At 36.5% G+C, this 22600-nt stretch carries 19 protein-coding genes; 13 read left to right on the top strand and 6 right to left on the bottom strand.

What is annotated here, in order from left to right; translation table 11 throughout:
* Positions 1-25: 25 nt before the first annotated feature.
* From CGC47_RS10655 to sucC, 3 genes are all read left to right on the top strand, one after another.
* The gene (locus CGC47_RS10655) at positions 26-979 is read left to right on the top strand and encodes an acetyl-CoA carboxylase carboxyltransferase subunit alpha (RefSeq protein WP_041984761.1); all 954 of its coding nucleotides are present in this window, start codon (positions 26-28) and stop codon (positions 977-979) included.
* 148 nt (positions 980-1127) lie between these two features.
* Positions 1128-2681, top strand: a complete 1554-nt coding sequence (dnaB, locus tag CGC47_RS10650; protein ID WP_013996937.1) for a replicative DNA helicase — start codon at positions 1128-1130, stop codon at positions 2679-2681.
* Positions 2682-2853: 172 nt separating this feature from the next.
* Entirely contained in the window at positions 2854-4047 is a 1194-nt protein-coding gene (sucC, locus tag CGC47_RS10645; RefSeq protein ID WP_042000451.1) for an ADP-forming succinate--CoA ligase subunit beta, read from the top strand.
* 98 nt (positions 4048-4145) lie between these two features.
* Here sucC and CGC47_RS10640 read toward each other — a convergent pair whose 3' ends face one another.
* Together CGC47_RS10640 and CGC47_RS10635 are read right to left on the bottom strand one after the other, a co-directional pair.
* A complete protein-coding gene (locus CGC47_RS10640) occupies positions 4146-5840 on the bottom strand; it encodes a M23 family metallopeptidase (protein WP_095900334.1) in 1695 nt (564 codons plus the stop codon).
* A 96-nt stretch (positions 5841-5936) separates the two neighbouring features.
* Positions 5937-6620: a cell division ATP-binding protein FtsE gene (locus tag CGC47_RS10635; protein WP_042000448.1), complete on the bottom strand. Its 684-nt coding sequence runs from the start codon at positions 6618-6620 to the stop codon at positions 5937-5939.
* Between the two features lie 174 nt (positions 6621-6794).
* Between CGC47_RS10635 and CGC47_RS10630 the strand changes: the two genes are divergently transcribed.
* The 5 genes from CGC47_RS10630 (at position 6795) to CGC47_RS10610 (ending at position 12847) form a co-directional block, all read left to right on the top strand.
* Complete coding sequence (locus tag CGC47_RS10630; protein ID WP_042000445.1) at positions 6795-7568, top strand: Rossmann-fold NAD(P)-binding domain-containing protein; 774 nt, start codon at positions 6795-6797, stop codon at positions 7566-7568.
* A gap of 83 nt (positions 7569-7651) precedes the next feature.
* Complete coding sequence (locus tag CGC47_RS10625) at positions 7652-8452, top strand: DUF4349 domain-containing protein (RefSeq protein WP_042000442.1); 801 nt, start codon at positions 7652-7654, stop codon at positions 8450-8452.
* 10 nt (positions 8453-8462) lie between these two features.
* Positions 8463-10595: a Tex family protein gene (locus CGC47_RS10620; protein WP_042000439.1), complete on the top strand. Its 2133-nt coding sequence runs from the start codon at positions 8463-8465 to the stop codon at positions 10593-10595.
* 30 nt (positions 10596-10625) lie between these two features.
* Positions 10626-11558, top strand: coding sequence for an ABC transporter ATP-binding protein (locus CGC47_RS10615; protein WP_042000436.1), 933 nt, complete (start codon positions 10626-10628; stop codon positions 11556-11558).
* Positions 11555-12847: an ABC transporter permease gene (locus tag CGC47_RS10610; protein ID WP_042000433.1), complete on the top strand. Its 1293-nt coding sequence runs from the start codon at positions 11555-11557 to the stop codon at positions 12845-12847. Before CGC47_RS10615 ends, CGC47_RS10610 begins: the two co-directional genes overlap by 4 nt.
* 82 nt (positions 12848-12929) lie before the next feature.
* On the opposite strand, the gene CGC47_RS10605 is transcribed toward CGC47_RS10610, so the two are convergent.
* Positions 12930-14363 (bottom strand): lipopolysaccharide biosynthesis protein, encoded by a 1434-nt coding sequence (locus CGC47_RS10605; RefSeq protein WP_095900333.1) that lies wholly within the window; start codon positions 14361-14363, stop codon positions 12930-12932.
* 115 nt (positions 14364-14478) lie between these two features.
* Between CGC47_RS10605 and CGC47_RS10600 the strand changes: the two genes are divergently transcribed.
* The 3 genes from CGC47_RS10600 (at position 14479) to CGC47_RS10590 (ending at position 17346) form a co-directional block, all read left to right on the top strand.
* Positions 14479-15003 carry a hypothetical protein gene (locus CGC47_RS10600; RefSeq protein WP_042000489.1) on the top strand — a complete coding sequence of 175 codons (525 nt, stop codon included), beginning with the start codon at positions 14479-14481 and terminating at the stop codon, positions 15001-15003.
* 57 nt (positions 15004-15060) lie between these two features.
* Positions 15061-16365 carry a ribosome biogenesis GTPase Der gene (der, locus tag CGC47_RS10595; RefSeq protein WP_095900332.1) on the top strand — a complete coding sequence of 435 codons (1305 nt, stop codon included), beginning with the start codon at positions 15061-15063 and terminating at the stop codon, positions 16363-16365.
* Between the two features lie 75 nt (positions 16366-16440).
* Complete coding sequence (locus CGC47_RS10590) at positions 16441-17346, top strand: DUF6268 family outer membrane beta-barrel protein (protein WP_232779665.1); 906 nt, start codon at positions 16441-16443, stop codon at positions 17344-17346.
* Between the two features lie 14 nt (positions 17347-17360).
* On the opposite strand, the gene CGC47_RS10585 is transcribed toward CGC47_RS10590, so the two are convergent.
* On the bottom strand, positions 17361-17921 hold the full coding sequence (locus CGC47_RS10585; RefSeq protein WP_042000430.1) for an L-threonylcarbamoyladenylate synthase: 561 nt from the start codon (positions 17919-17921) through the stop codon (positions 17361-17363).
* A gap of 305 nt (positions 17922-18226) precedes the next feature.
* Between CGC47_RS10585 and CGC47_RS10580 the strand changes: the two genes are divergently transcribed.
* Entirely contained in the window at positions 18227-20080 is a 1854-nt protein-coding gene (locus CGC47_RS10580) for a DNA topoisomerase IV subunit B (RefSeq protein ID WP_095900330.1), read from the top strand.
* Positions 20081-20124: 44 nt separating this feature from the next.
* On the opposite strand, the gene CGC47_RS10575 is transcribed toward CGC47_RS10580, so the two are convergent.
* On the bottom strand, positions 20125-20325 hold the full coding sequence (locus CGC47_RS10575) for a hypothetical protein (protein ID WP_042000427.1): 201 nt from the start codon (positions 20323-20325) through the stop codon (positions 20125-20127).
* 139 nt (positions 20326-20464) lie between these two features.
* Positions 20465-20794 (bottom strand): hypothetical protein, encoded by a 330-nt coding sequence (locus tag CGC47_RS10570; RefSeq protein WP_041985405.1) that lies wholly within the window; start codon positions 20792-20794, stop codon positions 20465-20467.
* Between the two features lie 357 nt (positions 20795-21151).
* On the opposite strand from CGC47_RS10570, the gene nhaC reads away from it, so the two are divergent.
* Positions 21152-22597 (top strand): Na+/H+ antiporter NhaC, encoded by a 1446-nt coding sequence (gene nhaC, locus CGC47_RS10565; RefSeq protein WP_013996882.1) that lies wholly within the window; start codon positions 21152-21154, stop codon positions 22595-22597.
* Positions 22598-22600 lie beyond the last annotated feature (3 nt).

Here is a 22600-nt window from a genome sequence, read left to right as displayed (position 1 = left end):
CGGATGTAACTCAAACAATGCACCAATGGAATATTTAGATTTTGAATTACCAATTAAGGAGCTGGAAGAGCAAATGGAAAAATGTGCCATCATTGGCGATAAAAGCAATGTGGATATGAGCGATGCTTGTAAAAAGCTCGAAAAAAAACTGATACAAACTAAAAAAGAAATTTACGGAAACCTAACACCTTGGCAAAGGGTTCAGCTTTCGCGTCATTTGTCTCGACCATATACTTTAGACTATATAAATGCTCTGTGTGGAGATACCTTTTTAGAGCTTCACGGTGATAGAAACGTAAAAGATGATAAAGCTATGATTGGAGGTTTCGGAAAAATTGACAATCAAAGTTTTATGGTAATCGGACAACAAAAGGGAGCCAATACCAAAATGCGGCAGTATCGCAATTTCGGAATGGCAAACCCCGAAGGATACCGCAAAGCATTACGGCTGATGAAATCGGCAGAGAAATTCGGAATTCCTATCGTTTGTTTTGTGGACACTCCAGGAGCCTACCCAGGAATAGAGGCCGAAGAACGCGGGCAAGGCGAAGCTATTGCGCGTAACATTTTAGAAATGTCAAGATTAAAAGTTCCTGTAATTGTGCTAATCATTGGAGAAGGAGCCTCAGGTGGGGCATTAGGCATTGGCATCGGTGACCGCGTATTTATGTTAGAAAATACTTGGTATTCGGTAATTTCGCCCGAATCGTGCTCTTCCATTCTTTGGAGAAGTTGGGAATATAAAAAAGAGGCAGCAGAAGCCTTAAAGCTCACCGCCCCAGATATGAAAAAACTCAAATTGGTAGATGACATCATCAAGGAACCATTAGGAGGAGCTCACTCCGATAGAGAAACTACTTTCCTTACCGTTAAAAAAGTGATTTTGGAAACTTACGAAGAACTCAAAAAGTTACCAACAGACAAACTCATTGAAAAACGTATGGATAAATACCTGAATATGGGTGTTTTCAAAGAATGATAGCAAAAGATATCGCTCAAAAGTCCCTGAAAAATAACAGCTGTTTTTCAGGGATTTTTTATGGTTATCAACAAAAAGCAAAATATTATTAACAAAATCAGTTTATAATCTAGAAAAAAAGAGATTCTTTTTTTACTAAATTCGCGCTATGAAAGAAACAAAAACATACCCTAAACCCATACCCGAAGGCGCAACACTAATCAATCTGGAACGAGGAAAAGTACCTCCGCAGGATTTGAATTTGGAACAAGCCGTGCTTGGCGCTATGATGATTGACAAAAAAGGAGTTGATGAAGCCATTGACATTCTTAGTCCTGAAGTTTTTTACAAACCTCAACATCAATACATTTATCAAGCCATTCATAGCCTTTTTAAGAGTTCGCAACCCGTAGATTTACTCACTGTTACCGAACAATTGCGTAAAGACGGTAATTTGGAAGCTGTAGGAGGCGAATATTACCTGATTCAACTTACTTTAAAGGTAGGGTCATCGGCACATATTGAGGCGCACTCTCGTATCATCTTACAAAAATTCATACAACGCAGTCTAATACGCATCTCTTCAGAAATCATCCAAGATGCTTATGATGAAACCATTGATGTATTGGATTTATTAGATTCAGCAGAGTCTAAACTCTACGACGTAGGACAGAAAAACTTAAAAGGGGTTACTGAATCGGCAGAGGATTTGGTCAAACAAGCGCTGAAAAAAATCGAAGAACTTTCCAACAGAAAAGATACTTTTAGTGGTGTTCCCTCAGGATTTACCAAATTGGATAAACTTACTTCAGGTTGGCAAGCGAGCGATTTGATTATCATTGCAGCAAGACCTGGTATGGGAAAAACAGCCCTGACCCTTTCTATGGCGCGCAATATTGCCGTGGGGCAGAACATTCCTGTGGCTTTCTTTTCTTTGGAAATGTCTTCCGTACAACTTATCACACGTTTGATTTCATCAGAAACGGAACTTTCATCAGAAAAATTACGTACTGGAAAATTAGAGCTTCACGAATGGGACCAGCTCAACTCCCGAGTAAAAGACTTAGAAAAAGCTCCTTTATATATTGATGACACCCCGTCGCTTTCCATTTTTGATCTCCGTGCCAAAGCCCGAAGATTAGCCTCTCAATATGGCATTAAACTCATCATTATTGATTACTTACAGTTGATGACGGCAAACGCCTCTAAGGGCGTAGGCGGAAATCGTGAACAAGAAATCTCAACCATTTCCAGAAATTTAAAAGCTTTAGCAAAGGAGTTAAACATTCCTGTAATTGCGCTTTCGCAGCTCTCACGTGCCGTAGAAACGCGGCAAGGACAAGCCAAACGCCCATTGCTTTCTGACCTTCGTGAATCGGGAGCAATTGAGCAAGATGCTGATATTGTATCGTTTATATATCGACCCGAATACTATAAAATTGAAGAATGGGACGATGAGGCAGGAACCCCCACTAAAAATCAAGCCGAATTTATCGTTGCAAAGCACCGTAATGGTGGTTTGGAAAACATCCGATTGAAATTTTTGGGGCATTTTGGTAAATTCGATAACTTAGATGAAATGGATATGCCTTTCGAAGAAATCGGTTCGAAAATGAACGATAGTGATGTTTTTAGTAGTGGCTTCCTCCCTACTCCATCTAGTCAAGATGCCTTCGGAAACAGTACTTTAGGTAATGAAAACGATAACGATATACCTTTTTAATCAGAAAAAATCTTAAAAACTACTAAACAAAACTTTGAATATCAGACAAATAAAACAAAAGATAATATCTTTCATAAAGTAAAAAACAGCGTTTGGAATACATTTTTTAAATAATCATTACAGATATTCGGAATAGTTTTTTACATTTGTGAAGTTATCAAATCAATTACAGATGAATTTACACGAATATCAAGGAAAAGAAATACTTTCAAGCTTCGGAGTGCGTGTACAACGCGGTATCGTGGCTCAAAGCCCAAAAGAAGCAGTAGATGCAGCAAAACAACTTACCGACGAAACAGGAACACAGTGGTATGTAGTTAAAGCTCAAATTCACGCAGGTGGACGTGGAAAAGGAGGCGGAGTAAAGTTAGCCAAAGGGCTACAAGAGGTTGAACCCATTGCTGAGCAAATTATCGGAATGAATTTGGTAACCCCTCAAACTCCTGCCGAAGGGAAAAAAGTACACCAAGTACTTATCGCTGAAGATGTTTACTATCCTGGTGAGAGCCAACCTGCCGAATTCTATATATCGGTATTACTGGACAGAGCTAAAGGTAAAAATATGATTATGTACTCCACCGAAGGAGGGATGGACATTGAAGCGGTAGCTGAAAAAACGCCACATCTTATTTTTACAGAGGAAATTGACCCTGCCGTTGGATTATTACCTTTCCAAGCCAGACAAATAGCATTCAATTTAGGGCTTTCTGGTGAAGCGTTCAAAGATATGGTTAAATTTGTGACTGCCTTATACAATGCTTATGTTGCCTCTGACGCTAATCTTTTCGAAATCAACCCTGTACTGAAAACGTCCGATAATAAAATTTTAGCTGTAGACGCCAAAATTACTTTAGACGATAACGCGCTTTATCGCCATAAACAATATGCCCAAATGCGTGATTTACGTGAGGAAAACCCTATAGAGGTAGAAGCCAAAGCAGCAGGACTTAACTATGTAGCTTTAGATGGCAACGTAGGATGTATGGTCAACGGAGCTGGGCTGGCTATGGCAACTATGGATTTGATTAAACAAGCGGGAGGTTCACCTGCCAACTTTTTGGACGTAGGGGGTACTGCTGACGCCAAACGCGTGGAAACCGCTTTCCGAATCATTCTGAAAGACCCAAAAGTAAAAGCCATTTTGGTAAACATTTTTGGTGGAATTGTTCGCTGCGACAGAGTAGCCCAAGGTATTATTGATGCTTACAAAAATATGGGGGCAGAGATTCAAGTACCTATTATCGTAAGGCTACAAGGTACCAATGCCGAAATTGCTAAAGAAATGATAGACAACTCAGGATTAGCAGTACACTCAGCAATTATGTTCCAAGAGGCTGCTGACAAAGTGAAAGAAGTTTTAAAATAACTCTTTAATTATCAAGCACAATAAAACAAAAACCTTTCAGAAATTTACAATTTCCGAAAGGTTTTTTACTAAATATTGCCTTTGAGCAAAAAGAAATATTACTTCTTACGAAAAGACATTTTTAGTACTTGTTCATTACCTACATTATCAGCTACTTTCAGTTCAAGCTGATATGTATCCGTCTTTGAGGTATCAATATCCGAAAAATCAAAGGTAAGTACTCCTTTTTTAGCTTCGTACTCAAACAAAACCCAAGCTCCATTCAAAGTTGCCGTATATTGAGCAATACCACTAAGTTCATCTTTTATAGCTACTTGTAGCGTATTATCAGTAACCCAAGCCCCATTTTTGAAGTTTATAGGAGTTACCTCAGGCACGATGTCATCTTTCATCAGCACGAAAGTTCCTAAATTTCGGGTTCGGGTAGAGAACGTTTGCCCTTTGCGTACTGTATTTTCATATGCTATTTTATTTTTTTCATTAACATAAGCGATAAATACCTTAGGCAACTCTTCTGCCGCAAAACGTGTATTTTCAATAGTTAAGTTATAAAAACGATGTACAGGTATTTTAGGATAATGTATCCGAATGGTATCGTTTTTATTTTCTATTTGAATGAGGAAATCTTCATAAAAAGTATTTACTGGAAAATAAACATTAGCTTTATCTAAGGTAAAATACTGGTCACGTTTAGCTACCAAAAGTTTTCCTTCTTCAGGGAGCTTTTGTTCGGTTATGGGGCTTTTTTTGCCCGTTATTGGAATATTGATACGGGTTTGATTCTTATTAAAATCCTCAACAATTACAGTTGCCATATAGGAAAGTCCGTCCAAAATTTCTAGTTTTCCATCATTTTTGAGTACAGAATATATGCCTTTTAGCGGATTGCTTTTCGTTTTATATAACAATTGAGTACGTGACTTATTTTCAATAAGTTGCTGATAATCAATAAATGTATTTATGTATCGTCCTTGTTGAAAATCCAATTGGTCAAATACGTATTGCAACTGAGTGGTTCCATTGAGTTGCAAGGTAACTTTATAAACCCCATTATTATGATAAGTCAAATCTTGCCTATCAATAGCTTGAATACCTAAACCTAAAAACCCTTCAGCGGTAACTGATTCTGCCAAAAAACTACCATCGGGTTGCTTTGTAAAGTGAATGGATTGCGGAACTTGTGAACCGTTAATTTGCGTTTTGTTGTCCAAAGAGTATGCCCATAACTGATACACCGCAGGAGGCTGATTATCTGCTATTTCGTATCCAAACCATAATGGATTAAGTGCTTTTGAATCAGCGTCACGAATTTCAAAATGCAAGTGAGGTCCTCCACTACTTCCTGTATTTCCGCTCAGTCCGATGAGTTGTTTTTGATTAACTGGAAGTTCCCCCTCCTTCGGAAATAATTCTATTTCAAACGTTTTCTTTGCGTATTGTCGTTGTTTGACATATTTTTCAATTTCTGGAGAAAATTTTTGTAAATGAGCATAAACCGAAGTATATCCGTTAGGATGCGTTATGTAAATAACCTTTCCGTAGCCGTACAAACCCACTTTAATTCGGGACACGTAGCCTTGTGCAGCGGCGTAAACCGAAAGCCCTTCTCGTCCTTGTGTTTTAAAGTCAAGCCCAGCGTGAAAGTGATTGTTTCGCAATTCGCCAAAGTTACCAGAAAGCAAAAGTGGAATATCCAAAGGCGAAACAAAAGCATCGGTAGGATGTTTTTGTTGAGCTTGGATTATAAAAGGAAAAATCAGAAAAAGTAATAGGTTTACGATGTTTTTTTTCATTGATAATAGATATAAATCGTTTTTTATTTGTTTTAAATGAATATTTTAAAAGGCAAAAGCTATGTATTTTTTAAGAGCCTATAAAATGGTGGAGGACTATACGGTACGCTGGATAACTTCAAATACTTTTTCTCCTTCGCATTTGAGCGTTCTGGAAGGAAATTTAAGAATGAGGGTATAGTCGTGAGTTGCCATCAGAATGGTTCGCCCTGAAGTATTGATTTCTTGCAATACCCGCATAATTTCCACGCTGGTTTCAGGGTCAAGATTTCCTGTGGGTTCGTCAGCTAAAATCAGTTCAGGGTCGTTAAGTAAAGCTCTAGCAATGGCAACACGTTGCTGCTCCCCTCCTGAAAGTTCGTGAGGATATTTGAAAGCTTTGGTGTGCATTTTTACCTTAACCAATACTTCTTTGATTCGGTTTTGAATCTGCTTGGTTTCTTTCCAACCAGTAGCCCGAAGCACAAAAGCTAAATTATCGTAAACATTACGGTCAGCAAGTAATTTAAAGTCTTGAAAAACCACTCCTAATTTGCGTCTAAGAAAAGGTATTTGCTTTTCTTGAAGTGTTTTCAAATCAAAGTCCACCACGCTCCCTTCCCCACTTTTGAGTGGTAAATCGCCATAGAGTAGCTTCATCAAACTACTTTTTCCAGTTCCTGTCTTTCCAATCAAATATACCAATTCTCCTTTTTTAATGGTCAGATTTACGTTGGAAAGTATCAGATTAGCATTCTGAAATACTGAAACATTATGTAATTGTAAGATAGGCGTTTCCATACTTTTGACTAAATTTGCGGGTAAAGATACAGAAAAAATTATTGTTAGTTTTAATCAGAAATTTTTAAATGGCACAAATTCATCAAAATTTTAAAGAAAAATATATTTTCAACTCAAAAAAGGTTACATTTGGCTTTACAGATTATATATTTTTTTACAAAAAGATTCAGAATTATGAATAAAATAGGAATTATTGGTTGTGGTTGGTTAGGCTTGCATCTAGCAAAACATTTTGCTTCTGAAAATAAGGTTTTTACAACCACCACTTCTGTCGAAAAACAAATTACTTTGCAAACGATGGGATTTGAGGCGACACAAATATTTTTCCCTGAAGAATACACACTGGAAAAAACAAAAATATGGGAATGCCTTCAAGAATTAGAAACGATTATCATTACCATTCCTTTTTCAAAAAACACTGACATAAAACGACTTGAAAACAAATTTCAAAATATGTTGCGCTTTATAAGCAATTATAATAAATCCATTTTTTTGATGAGTTCAATAGGGATTTATCCGCAAGTTGAGCAACCTATTTCAGAACATACTTTCCAAGACGAACAACTTCATCAGAATATGTTGTATATTGAAAATCAGTTTAAGAAACAATTTCCTCAAATCAATATTTTGCGTTTAGGTGGACTGATGGGCGGTACACGTATGTTAAGCAAATACAAAGTGTCGAACCTTGACCAAGCTGTCAATCACGTACATTACGAAGACGTGAGTCTAATTGTAGAAAAAATGATATTAAAACATTTCGTTGGCAAAACGTACAATATTGTGGCTCCTTTACATCCTACAAAGAAACAAATTATTGATTATCAAAATAAAATAATCAACAACTATTCTCCTATAATGAATCAAGGTAGAATAATATTAGGGACTTTATGCTCTCAAGAATTAGATTATCAGTACAAACACACTAATCCGATAGAATTTCAATAACTTTTTTAGAAATAAAGACGCTTTTTCCATTATTTTTTAGAATTTTTTGAATAAATACCTACATTTGCCAAAACCATTTTTGTATGAAAAAATATATTTATCTCCTGATTTTCGCAGGATTGTTGCTTTCTTGCGGTAAAAACAAAACTGATAATCAATTGTTTGCCTATGAATCTAATGATTTACAGGAAGATGTTGAAGCGACTTTACTTGATGAAAATGCACAAATAGATGCACAAAAAATCATACGAAATGCCAGTCTGCGTTTTTCGGTGAAAGATTTGTCCGAAACCGAGCAGTTTATCATCCAATTAACTAATGATTATCAAGGATATATACAAGAACAAGAAATTAATGAGTATGATAATTCAACTCAGGTGTATATCCCAGCCAAAAATTTTGATCAGTATCTTCAAAAAATAAAATCAAAGGCAGAAACCATTATTAGCCAACGTATTTCAACGGAAAATGTAACTTCTCAATTTATTGATGTTCAGGCTCGTATCAAAAACAAAAAGGAATTAGAAGCTGTTTATACCGATTTGTTAAAAAAATCAAAAACGATAGAAGAAATCTTAGAAATTCAAAGAGCAATCAATGAAATCCGAACAGAAATAGAAAGCACTGAGGGCAGACTTAAATATCTGGAACACAATACTAAGTATAGTTTAATTAACTTACGTTACTTTTCGGAGACCTCAAAAACCCAAGTGGGTGATTCCTTCTGGAAAAAATGGAAAGAAGCCTTTACCGATGGGGCTGATATGTTCGGAGAATTCATCATTGCCATTTCGCATTTGTGGGTGTTTTTTATCGTGCTAATCGGAATTTTATTAACTGTTTTTTACACGCTAAAACGCAAAAACAAAAAACAAAAGCTATAAGTAAAAGAAAATGAATAACATACAATATATTCAAAATCAATATCATTCACTTAGGGAAAAACAAATAGAACATACCTTGTCATTACTTTCGCAAGGATGTACCATTCCCTTTATTGCACGTTATCGCAAAGACAAGACCGAAAATTTAGATGAAATTGCCATTGGGCAAATAGCCAAAGCGCAAACCGATTATGAAAATATTTTAAAACGAAAAACCACCATCTTTACGGCCATTGAAGAGCAAGGAAAATTAACCGATACACTAAAATCAAAAATAGAAAACACTTTCATTTTGAGTGAATTGGAAGATTTGTATCTGCCTTTCAAAAAGAGAAAAAAAACGCGAGGTGATGTAGCCAAAGAAAAAGGATTAGAGCCTTTAGCTAAAACCATTATGGCTCAGCGAACTAAAGATGTACAAGGAGAAGCTACGAAATTTATTTCCAACCAAGTTCTCTCCGAAAAACAAGCGCTCGAAGGAGCTTCAGACATTATTGCTGAATGGATTAGCGAAAATTTGTTTATACGAAAAACACTTCGGCGAATGTTTCAGCGCAATGCCAATATCATATCACAAGTAATAAAAAATAAATCAGAAGATAATGAGGCTCAGAAATTTATGATGTATTTTGATTGGGAAGAACATTTGATGAAAGCCCCGTCGCATCGTATTTTGGCAATGCTCCGCGCTGAAAGTGAAGGGTTTGTTCGTTTAAAAATTGAAATCAATACCGATGAAGCCTTAGACTTTATCGAAAAAAACATCATAAAAAGCAGTGGTGAAGTCGCTGATTTTCTATCTGATACCATTGCTGACAGTTATAAACGTTTACTTTCGCCCTCTATAGCCAATGAGGTTTTACAAGAAGCCAAAGAACAAGCCGACAGCAAAGCCATAGCCATTTTTGCCGAAAACCTCAAACAACTTTTACTGGCTTCTCCCTTAGGCGAAAAACGGATTTTAGCCATCGACCCAGGATTTAAAACTGGATGCAAAGTGGTTTGTTTAGACCAAAAAGGCGATTTGTTACACAATGAAACCCTCTATCCGCATCCGCCGCAAAAAGACCTAACTATGGCGATGAAAAAATTAAAATCAATGGTAAACGCCTATCAAATAGAAGCAATTGCCATTGGCAACGGAACAGCCTCGCGTGAAACAGAATGGTTTGTCAAAAAAATCGCTTTTGACCGTCCGTTGCAAGTTTTTGTGGTGAACGAAGCAGGAGCCTCAGTATATTCAGCATCTAAAATTGCGCGTGAAGAATTTCCAACTTACGATGTTACCGTACGCGGTGCAGTTTCAATAGGTCGCCGACTTGCTGACCCTTTGGCTGAACTAGTCAAAATCGACCCCAAAGCCATTGGCGTAGGGCAATACCAACACGATGTAAATCCTACCAAACTAAAAGAAGAATTAGATGCCGTAGTGGCGCATTGTGTCAATTCAGTAGGAATAAACCTAAATACGGCAGGAAAAGAATTACTGGCTTATGTTTCGGGAATTGGCGAAAAAATGGCAGAAAATATTGTGAAATATCGTTCTGAAAATGGGGCTTTTACCCAGCGGAAAGAACTTTTAAACGTACCTCGATTAGGAGAAAAAGCATATCAACAAGCTGTGGCTTTTTTACGTATTCACAACGGAAAAAATCGGTTAGACAATTCGGCAGTACACCCCGAAGCCTATCCCATTATAGAACAAATGGCATCGGATTTAAAAATTTCCTCCGAAGCCTTAATAGGAAATACCTCAGCTATCGCTCAAATTGACATTCAAAGATATATAAATGATGATGTTGGAACGATGTATCTGAAAGATCTACTCAAAGAACTAGAAAAACCAGGTATAGACCCTCGAAAATCAGTAAAAATTTTTGAATTCGACCCCAATGTAAAAACTTTTGACGATGTACGTGAGGGAATGTTACTTGCAGGTATTGTCAATAATATTACGGCTTTTGGTTGCTTTGTAGATATCGGCATTAAAGAAAGCGGACTAATACACATTTCGCAACTCAAAGAAGGATACGTTGCCGACGTAAATGAAGTAGTAAAACTCCATCAACACGTTATGGTAAAGGTTATTGAAAAAGATGAACAACGCAGACGTATTGCTTTAAAACTTGAAAATTTCGTATAAATATAACAGCTCAATTAGTATATGAATTATATGTTAACTGCCGAAAATATCGGCAAAAAATACGGAAATCATACCGCACTCAAAGAGGTTTCGCTAAACATTCCTAAAGGGAGTATTTTTGGTTTGTTAGGACCCAATGGTGCAGGAAAAACCTCATTTATCCGGATCATCAATCAAATCACATTTCCCGACACGGGAAAAATTTTCTTTGACGGAGAACCGCTTCAAAGCAAACACGTTGCTCAAATTGGGTATTTGCCCGAAGAGAGAGGGCTGTATAAAAATATGAAAGTGGGCGAACAAGCACTTTATCTGGCTCAACTCAAAGGACTTTCAAAGAATGAAGCTAAAACCAGACTAAAATTTTGGTTTGATCGATTAGAAATTGGCGATTGGTGGAATAAAAAAGTGCAAGAGCTCTCCAAAGGAATGGCACAAAAAATTCAGTTTATGGTAACGGTACTACATCAGCCCAAGTTACTCATTTTTGACGAACCTTTCAGCGGCTTTGATCCCATCAACGCTAACATTATCAAAGATGAAATTTTATATTTGCGAGAACAAGGTGCCACCATTATTTTTTCCACCCATCGTATGGAATCGGTGGAAGAACTTTGTGATTATATCGCTTTAATTCATAAATCAGAAAAAATTCTGGACGGAAAACTCCTCGATATTAAAAGACAATTCAAACAGAATATTTTTCAAGTAGGACTTAAAACCCAAAATAAAGAATCACTTTTAAATGAGTTAAAACAACACCTAAATGTTACTCCTGCTTATTTTAAAAGTTTGTACGATGAATTGAAGTTAAACATTCATATTGGTGAAAATCAGTCGCCTAATCACTTATTGCAATTACTTTCCTCAAAGGCAGAAATCACACATTTTGTAGAGGTAATCCCTTCAGCTAATGAAATTTTCATCAATTCCATTCATAAAAAAACGTCTTCTAATCTATGAAAAATCTTAAACTGATCTTAAAAAGAGAATATCTGAATAAAATTCGCAATAAATCGTTTATAATAATGACTTTCGTCAGCCCAATTATTATGATTTTATTTGGGTTGCTTATCGGGTATCTTACTAATGTGAATAACAGCGGGAAAACCAAAAAAATTATGGTTTTAGACAGAAGCGGTTATTTTTCACAAACTTTCAAAAATTCTTCTGATATTGAATATCAATATTTAGCAGATAAAAATACCGACCAAGCTAAGGCTTTGGTTCAACAAGAAAACGCATACGGATTATTGTATATTCCTGATACGAAGGATAGCCTTTGGCAATCTAACATTGAATTCTTTTCTAACGATTCGCCAAATTTTTCACTAATTCGAGATATCACTGAAGATATTGAAAACCAGATTTTTCAAATCAATCTTACCCAAAAAGGTATTGATAATGCTCAAATAGAATCCGCTAAAGTACGCATTGACATACTATTGGCAAATTTCAGTGGCGAGAAAACCACCGAGCTAAGTAGTTTTATCAATTTGTTTTTTGGAGGGGTCGCTGGATATTTGCTTTTTATGTTCATTATCATCTACGGAAATATGATTATGCGTAGCGTGATTGAAGAGAAAAACAATCGAATCATTGAAATTATCATTTCGTCAGTAAAACCTTTTCAATTGATGATGGGAAAAATTCTGGGAACTTCACTTGTTGGGGTAACTCAATTTCTAATATGGATGATTTTTGGAGGATTCTTGATGACCATTCTGACTTCGTTTTTCAATGTAAGTCCGTCTTCCACCAATGAAATACTGATGGCAAAATCGGGTACAGACCGCCTAATCTCCGAAATTTTGGTAGAATTTTTCAAATTTCCGTTTATGAATATGTTTGTTTCATTTTTGTTGTACTTTTCAGGAGGATTTCTTCTATACAGCGCCCTTTATGCTGCCGTTGGTGCAGCTGTGGATAATGAAACAGATACTCAGCAATTTATGTTCCCTATTTTACTTCCTTTAATATTAGCTATTTACGTAGGGATTTTCACTGTAATTGAGGAACCTCACGGCACTATTTCAGTAATTTTTTCATACATTCCGTTTACCTCGCCAGTGGTAATGCTTATGCGTATTCCTTTTGGGGTAAGTTGGTGGGAAATACTAATTTCACTACTGACACTATACGCTACCTTTTTGATAATCATAGGTATTGCCTCCAAAATATATCGTATCGGCATTTTGATGTATGGTAAAAAAGCAAGTTATAAGGAAATTTGGAAATGGCTTAAATATTAAATTGAGGATTAAAAAAATTAAACGATTAGGGATATGTTTCTATCTTGATACTTGATACTTAGTATTTGGTATTTGATCCTTTCTAGAGATGAGAAATTTCGGATTTTATCTTTTTTAGTAAAGGAAAAGTTAGTATTAGAATAAGAATTGATTTTAATAGGATATTTATGAGAGGATTGGCAAAAGAGAAATCCCAAAAATACCCGATAAGCGTTAGTATTGCACCTATAAAAATGATTTGTATTATTGTTTTACTAAAAGGCTGCAACCTAAATTTTGCACATACTAGACTTATTTTTAACATATTATATACAATAAACGCAATAAAGGTTGCTACTGCTGAGCCATTAATTCCGTATTTAGGAATGAGCCAAATATTTAGTAATACTGTTGTTATGAGTAATAAAATCCCTAAAAGTAGGATATATCTGTAATATGCTGAATTAAATAGTAGCGCATTATTAACTCCTGTTAAGGCATCGGAGAGTTTTACACAAGCGATAATTATCAGCACCCACAGACCTTGCTCATAAGCTGGGTCAGGCAATAATGCGTACATTTGACGAGCATTAGTGACAATAAGTACAAAAATTAGCATACTAAAAGCAAATACCCCCAAAGTACTCCTGTGATATAGTTGGTGTATTTCGTTGATTTTGTTTTGGTGTAGCCATTGAGCTACAAGCGGACTAACTATTTGGTAAACCGCTCTGTAAGGGATTACTACAACCGTTGCCGAAAAAATAGCCACATTGTAAATAGCAATATCAGGGAGGGCTACGTACTGATTGAGCATAAACTTATCAATATCCACCAACAAGGTTGCCACAGACCCCGAAAGCACTACAAATGCGCTATACCACAATACCGAATGTTTGTTAGAAGGAAATCCTATATGAAACTGAGGTCGAACCATAAAAAATACCAAAACAAACATACAAATCATCCGCAGAAAATACACCCAAAACACGCCTTGTACTAATATCTCAAAAGTCATCAACTTGAAATAAAAAGCCACAAGCAGTAATAATATCCCCACACGATGAAAAACTTCCTTTAAAAAATTTCCTGCGACAGTTTGTAACTGTACTCTTGCCCAAGCATATCCTATTTCAAAATAAGCCATAGTAATCCCCGTAAAAAAGATTACTGGCAGGTAGTTGCCCACTTCGGCATTTTTTGAAGAAAGCCAAGCCACCAAGTGCTCATAGCTTAAATATCCTACAAAAACCAATGGAATAATGACAGCCCAAGGCAGTAAAAAAAGCATAAAATTAAATCGTGACCGCTCATTAGTATTATCATAGGTGGCATAAAAGCGAATGTAGGTCTGATGCACGCCAAAGGCGATTAGGGGAGATAAAATGGTAGCCGTAGAGGTGATATAACTGACCAAGCCGTATTGTGATTTACTCAAAAAGTAAGTAAACAAAAACAAGGTGTTTATCGCTCCTATGGCAAAACCTAAATAAGTGGTCAAAATATTTTTCAATGATTGTTTAAAAACAAATCCCATTTTTGGTTTCTTTAAATCTGCCTAATAGGGCAAAGATAAAAATTATTTTTCTTTCGGAATTTTATTTGTAGTTTTGCATTTTTACACACAAACATTTAATAAACTTGATATTCAGATGAAATTCATACAAAACAAATACGTAAAATTGGCGGTAGCGGTACTGATTATCGCTTTGGCGGTATATCAGTTCACACAGAAAAATATCGGTAATGGAATAGCTTTGATTTTTCTGGCATTAATCCCGATTTTTTTATATTTCAGAAACGAATATATTTTACTGGCTTTCTTTCGTTTACGAAAGCAAGATTTTGCAGGAACCAAAAAATGGCTAGATAAAATTGCAGACCCACAAACAGCACTTATCCGTAAACAGCAAGGATACTATAACTATCTATACGGAATATTAACCTCACAAACCAATCTGACTCAAGCTGAAAAATACTTCCGAAAGGCTTTGCAATTGGGGCTTACTATGAGTTACGATATAGCTATGGCAAAACTCAGTTTAGCAGGAATAATGATGCAAAAACGTCGCAAACGTGAAGCTCAAGAATTGCTCTCCGAAGCCAAAAAGCTCGACAAACAAAATATGATGACCGAGCAAATACGTATGATGCAGCAACAACTAAAAAAAATATAATCAAAAGGTGTTACAGCTTCCTTTAAACTTTCTTTTACGCTAAAAAAACACAAAATTATGAGTGCCATTGTTGCCATCGTCGGACGCCCAAATGTAGGAAAATCTACTTTTTTTAATCGCCTTATCAAACGCCGTGAAGCCATTGTTGACGCCGTAAGTGGTGTAACACGCGACCGTCATTACGGAAAAACCGATTGGAACGGAGTGGAATTTTCAGTTATTGATACTGGAGGCTACGTAGTGGGAAGTGATGACTCCTTCGAAAAAGAGATTGATAAACAAGTTTCCCTTGCCATTGATGAGGCAGATGCTATTGTATTTATGGTTGATGTTGAAGATGGTATTACGGGAATGGATGAAACGGTAGCCGATTTGCTCCGAAAATCAAAAAAACCTGTTTTTGTAGCTGTAAATAAAGTAGATAGCAACAATCGTGTGGCTAACTCACACGAATTTTATGCCTTCGGATTTGAAAATGTGTACACCCTTTCAAGTATTAACGGAAGCGGTACGGGTGAATTACTTGATGATTTGGTAAAAATTCTTCCTGAGAGGGAGTCAAAAAACGATGAAGATTTACCACGATTTGCTGTAGTGGGGCGACCCAATGCTGGGAAATCATCGTTTATCAATGCTTTAATTGGGGAAGACCGATACATAGTTACCGATATTGCAGGAACTACCCGCGATGCCATTGACACCAAATACAACCGATTCGGATTTGAATTTAACTTAGTGGATACGGCAGGAATCCGAAGAAAATCAAAGGTAAAGGAAGATTTGGAGTTTTACTCCGTAATGCGTTCCATTAGAGCCATCGAACACGCCGATGTTTGTATTTTGATGATTGATGCAACACGAGGCTTTGAAGGGCAGGATAGCAATATCTTTTGGTTAGCACAACGCAATCGTAAAGGAATTGTTATTTTGGTCAACAAGTGGGATTTAGTTGAAAAACAAACCAACACCGCAAAAAATTTCGAGGCGATTATCCGTAAGGAAATAGAGCCTTTCACCGATGTACCTATTATTTTCATCTCCGCACTAAATAAGCAACGCATCTACAAGGCTATTGAACAAGCCGTTGAAGTGTATCAAAATCGTTCCAAACGCATACCTACTTCAAAACTTAATGAGGTGATGTTGCCCATTATTGAAAATCGTCCGCCCCCAGCAATCAAAGGGAAGTATATCAAAATCAAATTCTGTACGCAATTGCCTACCCCAATGCCTCAGTTTGTATTTTTTGCTAATTTACCACAGTATGTAAAAGAACCTTATCGCCGATTTATTGAAAATCAGCTCCGCGAACATTTTGATTTTAAAGGAGTTCCTATTGATGTCTATTTCCGTAAGAAATAAGAAAATGGATTTAGAGTTTAGTTGTAATGACATTTTGGGTAGAAGTAGGATGTTATTCTTAAAAGAATGGAGCTTATGAAAAGAATTTTTGGGCAAAAAAAGTGTATTGTTTTTTTGGCTTTCTTTCTGTTACAATATATTGAAATTGAAGCACAAATTCGGCTAAAAACAGAATATCTTGTTTCCTCATCGGTAAAAAATGCTTCCGACGAAAACTTAGCTCCCAATAAGCCACTACAGACTTTCGATTTATGGATAAGAGTTCCGCTTTCAATGAAATACAATGAAGATAATCAATTAAATAAAACTTCATTTGTTTCGCTTTGGGCAATTCAAACTAACTTGAATAATTCGCAAAAAATAGCGCCACATACCATTTCTCAAATTTCGAACATCTCACTGACTTTCGGTCAGTTCCTTCCCATACACAAAAAATGGTTTGCTTTGCTGATGCTTGGCGGAGGAACTTTTTCTACCAATATTTCAAAATTTTCAGCAAAAGATGCTTTTGTGTTGGGAGGAGGAATGTTAATTCGTAGAGAAAATTCTGCTTTTGAATGGGGAATCGGGGCTTCGATAAACAATGCCTATGATTATGCAATGTTCTCTCCTGCATTTATGCTACGTTGGAACATTGATTCGGAATATTCATTACGCTTGTTTTTTTATAATTACCTTGATTTTGAGTTTAGTAAACAAATTTCTAAAAATATTAAATTGGGATTAGTATCAGAGGTACAAGTTCTTTTAGCCACGGCAGATTATCAATCAAAAGAAGTTGCTTTGGGTTCACAAATTGGGCATTTGGGTATACGTCCAGAAATCAAAATTGGAAAACATTTGGCGGTTCAACCCACTGCAGGATTGGCTTTTTCAAGAAACACTTACTTTGAAGACAAAACTTTTCAGGTGTATTACAACGTTTTAAAAAACAACAAGCTATCCCCTTACTTGGCTGTCGGATTAAAATACGACCGCTAGAAATCGTGGTAAAATCATCTTAAAATTTCAACTTTTCCTTCCGAGCTAAAACGTATCAATCGTGAAGGTGAGGCAACTTGTCTATCGTCTTGTCGATACTTCACCACAAAATCCATTTGATTGACAATACGAGGGTCAATTTGCCCAAAATGGGCAGGAGTAGACTCGCCACTGATATTTGCCGAAGTAGAGACAATGGGTTTACCAAATTCGGCTATCAATCTTTGACAAAAATCATCTTTTACGATTCTTATAGCCACGCTATTGTCTTGTGCTATTACATTACTGGCAAGGTTTTTAGGGTTTTGATAAATCACAGTTGTGGGACTTTCTGCCCTTTGTAAAAATTCCAAAATTTGTGTAGGAATTTCGGCGACATAATGTTTCAACATAGCCTCCGAATTGACCAAAATGATTAAACTCTTACTTTCACTACGTTGTTTGACTTGAAAAATACGACTAACCGCATCGTAATTGGTAGCATCACAACCGATGCCCCAAACGGTATCGGTAGGATAAAGAATAACTCCCCCTTTTTTTAGAATTTCTACAGATTTTTCCACAGATTTTCGCATAATTTCTTGTTATAAAATTCTTTTAAAATAAGTAATCTTCATTATAAGTAACAAACTTATTCACTACAATATCCTGCATACCTAAAATAATGATTAAAATCAATTCAGAAATAGACATTGCTTTTCTATTTATCTTCTTGAATGTTTTAAGCAAAAATATATTTTTAAAAATTAAAAACAAATCTTATTCAACTCATAGGTAAATCTTATTTTGAATGCCTTATAATGTACTGAATTATTTCTAAAAAAATGTTATCTTAGCTCCCAAATTACCATACTGCATAATCCTATAAAAATAATTTTTTATGTTTGACAATACCCAATATACGGAAGACAATATCAAATCGTTAGACTGGCGAGAACATATTCGTATGCGCCCTGGAATGTACATCGGGAAGTTAGGCGATGGCTCTTCTGCCGATGATGGTATTTACATCCTCCTAAAAGAAGTATTGGATAACAGTATCGATGAGTTTGTTATGGGAGCAGGAAAAACCATCGAAGTAAAAATCAATGAAAATCAGGTTGAGGTACGCGATTATGGGCGTGGAATTCCGCTTGGGAAAGTAGTAGATGTGGTCTCCAAAATGAACACTGGCGGAAAGTATGACTCCCGAGCCTTTAAAAAATCGGTAGGACTCAACGGGGTGGGTACCAAAGCCGTAAATGCCCTTTCTACTTATTTTAAAGTAGAATCGGTTCGTGATAATCAATCAAAATCAGCTACCTTTGAAAAAGGAGTACTCACCAACGAACTACCCGTAGAGGCAACAACCAAACGCAAAGGAACCAGTGTTATTTTCGTACCCGATGCCACCATTTTCAAAAACTATAAATTCCGAAATGAATATGTGGAGCGTATGCTCAAAAACTACGTGTACCTAAATCCAGGACTTACCATAGCCTATAACGGAGAAAAATTCTATTCGGAAAACGGACTAAAAGACCTACTTAACGACAATAACAATGAAGAGGATTTTCTCTATCCCATTATTCACCTGAGGGGCGAAGATATTGAAGTTGCCATCACTCACAGTCGCACCCAATATAGTGAGGAGTATTACTCCTTTGTAAATGGGCAAAATACCACACAAGGTGGTACGCATTTAGCGGCTTTTCGCGAGGCTATGGTCAAAACTTTCCGTGAGTTTTATAACAAACAATACGATGCTTCTGATATTCGCAAATCGGTAGTTGCAGCGATTTCCATTAAAGTAATGGAGCCCGTTTTCGAAAGTCAAACCAAAACCAAATTGGGCTCAACCGAAATGGGAGAAGGAATGCCCTCGGTACGCACCTATATCGTTGATTTTGTGAGCAAACATCTGGATAATTTCTTACATAAAAATCCTGAAATTGCCGAGGCTATCCAACAAAAAATAAATCAAGCGGAGCGAGAGCGCAAAGAGCTTTCTGGCATTCGTAAACTGGCTCGTGATCGGGCAAAAAAAGCAAGTTTACACAACCGTAAACTGCGCGATTGTCGTATCCATTTGACCAATTCGAAAGACGAACGCAGTTTGGAAAGTACTCTATTTATTACCGAGGGAGATTCGGCTTCGGGCTCAATTACCAAATCACGAAATGTGAACACCCAAGCCGTTTTTAGCTTAAAAGGAAAGCCATTGAACACCTACGGAATGACCAAAAAAATTGTCTATGAAAATGAAGAATTCAACCTTTTACAAGCGGCACTAAACATTGAAGAATCAATGGAGGATTTGCGTTACAACAACATCGTTATTGCCACCGATGCCGATGTTGATGGTATGCACATTCGCCTACTGCTCATTACTTTCTTTTTGCAATTCTTCCCAGAGCTCATCAAAGAGGGACATTTGTATATCCTTCAAACCCCTCTCTTTAGGGTGCGTAATAAAAAAGAAACCATCTATTGTTATTCCGAAGAAGAAAAACAACAAGCCATTGAAAAACTAAAAGGAAAGCCCGAAATTACCCGATTTAAAGGACTTGGTGAAATTTCTCCCGAAGAGTTTAAACATTTTATTGGGGAAGACATTCGGCTCGACCCTGTGATGATGGATAAAAATATGAGTGTTGAGCAACTTTTAGAATTCTATATGGGAAAAAATACGCCTGACAGACAAGAGTTTATCATCAATAACCTAAAAGTAGAAGTTGACGATTTAGCTGAATAAAGCACAGAAAAGAGAATTGCTTTTTTAGTTTCCTTTTAGATATATCAATAAAACACTCCCATACTTGTAGGGAATGTTCCTACATCTTGGGGAAATACTCCTACACGTGTAGGAAACGTTCCTACATCTTGAGGAAACACTCCTACATCTTGGGGAAATACTCCTACACGTGTAGGAAACGCTCCTACATCTTGAGGAAATACTCCTACACGTGTAGGAAACGTTCCTACATCTTGGGGAAACACGCCTACACGTGTAGCAAAGGTAATAAAAATAACTTATAGCAATTAGCAAATAAGGGTTGGCTAATAGCAAATCGGATATATAATATAGAAACAAAAATCCGAAGTGTTAATAACTTCGGATAATTTGAATTTGTGAAATTTAAGGTAGATTTGTCTGTATTTTGTTTTCTTCAAGATAGGCTTCGTAATAGGCTCTTGAGCGTTTTTCCAATCGGTCATAAACCGTTACGCGTATGATAAACCAAATCAGAAAAGCCATTGAAAACAAGGAAAGTTTGTATATCCACGTTTCCTCTGAAAACAAATCTTTCCGAACGAGAATGAAGGGCATAAAGAACCATCCTAAAAACCAATTAAGCCCTGCGAATTTGGGATTAGTCTTAAACTTATAAAGCTGTATCCAGTACCAACCACGAGGTGCCAACAAAAGGCGTTCCCAATTTTTCCGAGTGTTCGTTTTTGTTTCCATAAAAATACTTTTAATGATGTGTGACTGAAAGCTATCTTTTCTTAAAGAAACATTACTTTCAAAATTTTATTAAAAAACAAAATCCATAAAATAAATGATTTTTACGATAAAAAGACTTTATTAAGTCATTTTTCAGACGCAATTTAATAAAAAAACAGATATATCCAAATTTTTATTCTTTTTTTTAACCATAATTTAGCACCTCAATATCACAACATTTTCTATGATTTATTTACATTATGGTTTATTCAAATGAAATTTTGTGACAAAAATAGCAATTGGACAATATGAGCACGGATAAAAGTCATTTTTTATTTACATTTGCGCCTTTGACAAATAATATATTTAAAAAATACGATGAAAAAAGAAATTAACTTGTTTCAGGCTTTAATCCCGATTACGGCTTTGATTGTAATGTTAGCATATAATGTTTTAGTTGCGTACAATGGGGCAGAAGACAACGTTTTAGGAGGTTCCAATCAGTTTGTTTTGCTTCTGGGGGCTACCATAGCAGCTTTGGTGGGGTTGTGGGTTAAGGTTTCATTTAAAGAAATGATGGAACAGGTTTTTCTAAATATTAAATCTACCGGAGGGGCGATTTTAATTTTACTTATGGTAGGTGCCTTATCAGGTACGTGGCTGGTTAGTGGCATTATTCCGGCAATGATTTATTACGGATTGATGATTCTAAACCCAACGATTTTTCTGTTTGCTTGTGTGGTTATCTGTGCTGTAATTTCAGTGGCTACGGGCAGTAGCTGGACTACCTCTGCCACCATCGGTATCGCCTTAATGGGTATTGGTCAGGCATTGGGCATACCAATGGGAATGACCGCTGGGGCAATCATCTCGGGCGGATATTTTGGCGATAAAATGTCTCCAATGAGCGATACAACCAATTTGGCGGCAGCAATGGCAGGTACTGATCTTTTTTCACACATCCGATATATGACCCTAACCACTGTACCTACTTTTATCATTACTTTGGTCATTTTCTTACTCCTTGGCTTTAGTTTTTCATCATCTGATTTGCCCGATACTTCAGCCATAGCACTTGCTATATCCAGTAAATTCAATATCTCTCTTTGGTTATTTGTAGTTCCTGCTTTTATCTTGATTTTGGTATTACGTAAAATAGACCCTTTGGCAGCTTTAATGACAGGAACTTTGCTAGGGGGAATTTTTGCTGTTATCTTTCAGCCCGAAATCGTAAAAAGTATCACTGGAAGTGCTGTACTTGATTTTAAAGTGGCTTATCGTGGAGTTATGGATGCCATTACCTCACCCATAGCTATCGAAACTAATAATGAACAACTTTCCGATTTGTTTACTTCCAAAGGAATGAGTGGAATGCTCAACACCGTTTGGCTCATTATCTGTGCTATGGTTTTTGGCGGAGTTATGGAAGCCATTGGCGCGTTAAAACGCATCACACGTTGGCTTTTGGAATTATTTGATTCGGTATTTGCACTCTTTGCCAGTACCGTTGCCAGTTGCCTGATGATAAATATTACCACATCTGACCAATATTTATCGGTAGTAGTACCTGGGAAAATGTTCGCCAAAACTTATGAAAAGAAAGGATTAGCTCCTGAAAACTTGAGTCGTACCCTTGAAGATTCTGGAACGGTAACCTCTGTACTAGTTCCTTGGAACACTTGTGCAGCGTACAACAGTGGCGTGTTAGGAGTCCCTACACTTACTTATCTGCCTTATGCTTTTTTTAATTTGATTAGTCCGTTTATGACTTTACTTTTTGCTGCTTTCAAAATTAAAATCCGTAAATTAGCCCCAGCAAAATAATTT

The sequence above is a fragment of the Capnocytophaga canimorsus genome, from assembly GCF_002302565.1.
Lineage (GTDB): Bacteria > Bacteroidota > Bacteroidia > Flavobacteriales > Flavobacteriaceae > Capnocytophaga > Capnocytophaga canimorsus.
This window is presented reverse-complemented; position numbering and strand designations above follow the sequence as displayed.

Excerpts from the sequence above, each read along its gene's own strand:
- CGC47_RS10655 (WP_041984761.1), top strand. The coding sequence starts at position 26 with ATGGAATATTTAGATTTTGAATTACCAATTAAGGAGCTGGAAGAGCAA.
- dnaB (WP_013996937.1), top strand. The coding sequence starts at position 1,128 with ATGAAAGAAACAAAAACATACCCTAAACCCATACCCGAAGGCGCAACA.
- sucC (WP_042000451.1), top strand. The coding sequence starts at position 2,854 with ATGAATTTACACGAATATCAAGGAAAAGAAATACTTTCAAGCTTCGGA.
- CGC47_RS10640 (WP_095900334.1), bottom strand. The coding sequence starts at position 5,840 with ATGAAAAAAAACATCGTAAACCTATTACTTTTTCTGATTTTTCCTTTT.
- CGC47_RS10635 (WP_042000448.1), bottom strand. The coding sequence starts at position 6,620 with ATGGAAACGCCTATCTTACAATTACATAATGTTTCAGTATTTCAGAAT.
- CGC47_RS10630 (WP_042000445.1), top strand. The coding sequence starts at position 6,795 with ATGAATAAAATAGGAATTATTGGTTGTGGTTGGTTAGGCTTGCATCTA.
- CGC47_RS10625 (WP_042000442.1), top strand. The coding sequence starts at position 7,652 with ATGAAAAAATATATTTATCTCCTGATTTTCGCAGGATTGTTGCTTTCT.
- CGC47_RS10620 (WP_042000439.1), top strand. The coding sequence starts at position 8,463 with ATGAATAACATACAATATATTCAAAATCAATATCATTCACTTAGGGAA.
- CGC47_RS10615 (WP_042000436.1), top strand. The coding sequence starts at position 10,626 with ATGTTAACTGCCGAAAATATCGGCAAAAAATACGGAAATCATACCGCA.
- CGC47_RS10610 (WP_042000433.1), top strand. The coding sequence starts at position 11,555 with ATGAAAAATCTTAAACTGATCTTAAAAAGAGAATATCTGAATAAAATT.
- CGC47_RS10605 (WP_095900333.1), bottom strand. The coding sequence starts at position 14,363 with ATGGGATTTGTTTTTAAACAATCATTGAAAAATATTTTGACCACTTAT.
- CGC47_RS10600 (WP_042000489.1), top strand. The coding sequence starts at position 14,479 with ATGAAATTCATACAAAACAAATACGTAAAATTGGCGGTAGCGGTACTG.
- der (WP_095900332.1), top strand. The coding sequence starts at position 15,061 with ATGAGTGCCATTGTTGCCATCGTCGGACGCCCAAATGTAGGAAAATCT.
- CGC47_RS10590 (WP_232779665.1), top strand. The coding sequence starts at position 16,441 with ATGAAAAGAATTTTTGGGCAAAAAAAGTGTATTGTTTTTTTGGCTTTC.
- CGC47_RS10585 (WP_042000430.1), bottom strand. The coding sequence starts at position 17,921 with ATGCGAAAATCTGTGGAAAAATCTGTAGAAATTCTAAAAAAAGGGGGA.
- CGC47_RS10580 (WP_095900330.1), top strand. The coding sequence starts at position 18,227 with ATGTTTGACAATACCCAATATACGGAAGACAATATCAAATCGTTAGAC.
- CGC47_RS10570 (WP_041985405.1), bottom strand. The coding sequence starts at position 20,794 with ATGGAAACAAAAACGAACACTCGGAAAAATTGGGAACGCCTTTTGTTG.
- nhaC (WP_013996882.1), top strand. The coding sequence starts at position 21,152 with ATGAAAAAAGAAATTAACTTGTTTCAGGCTTTAATCCCGATTACGGCT.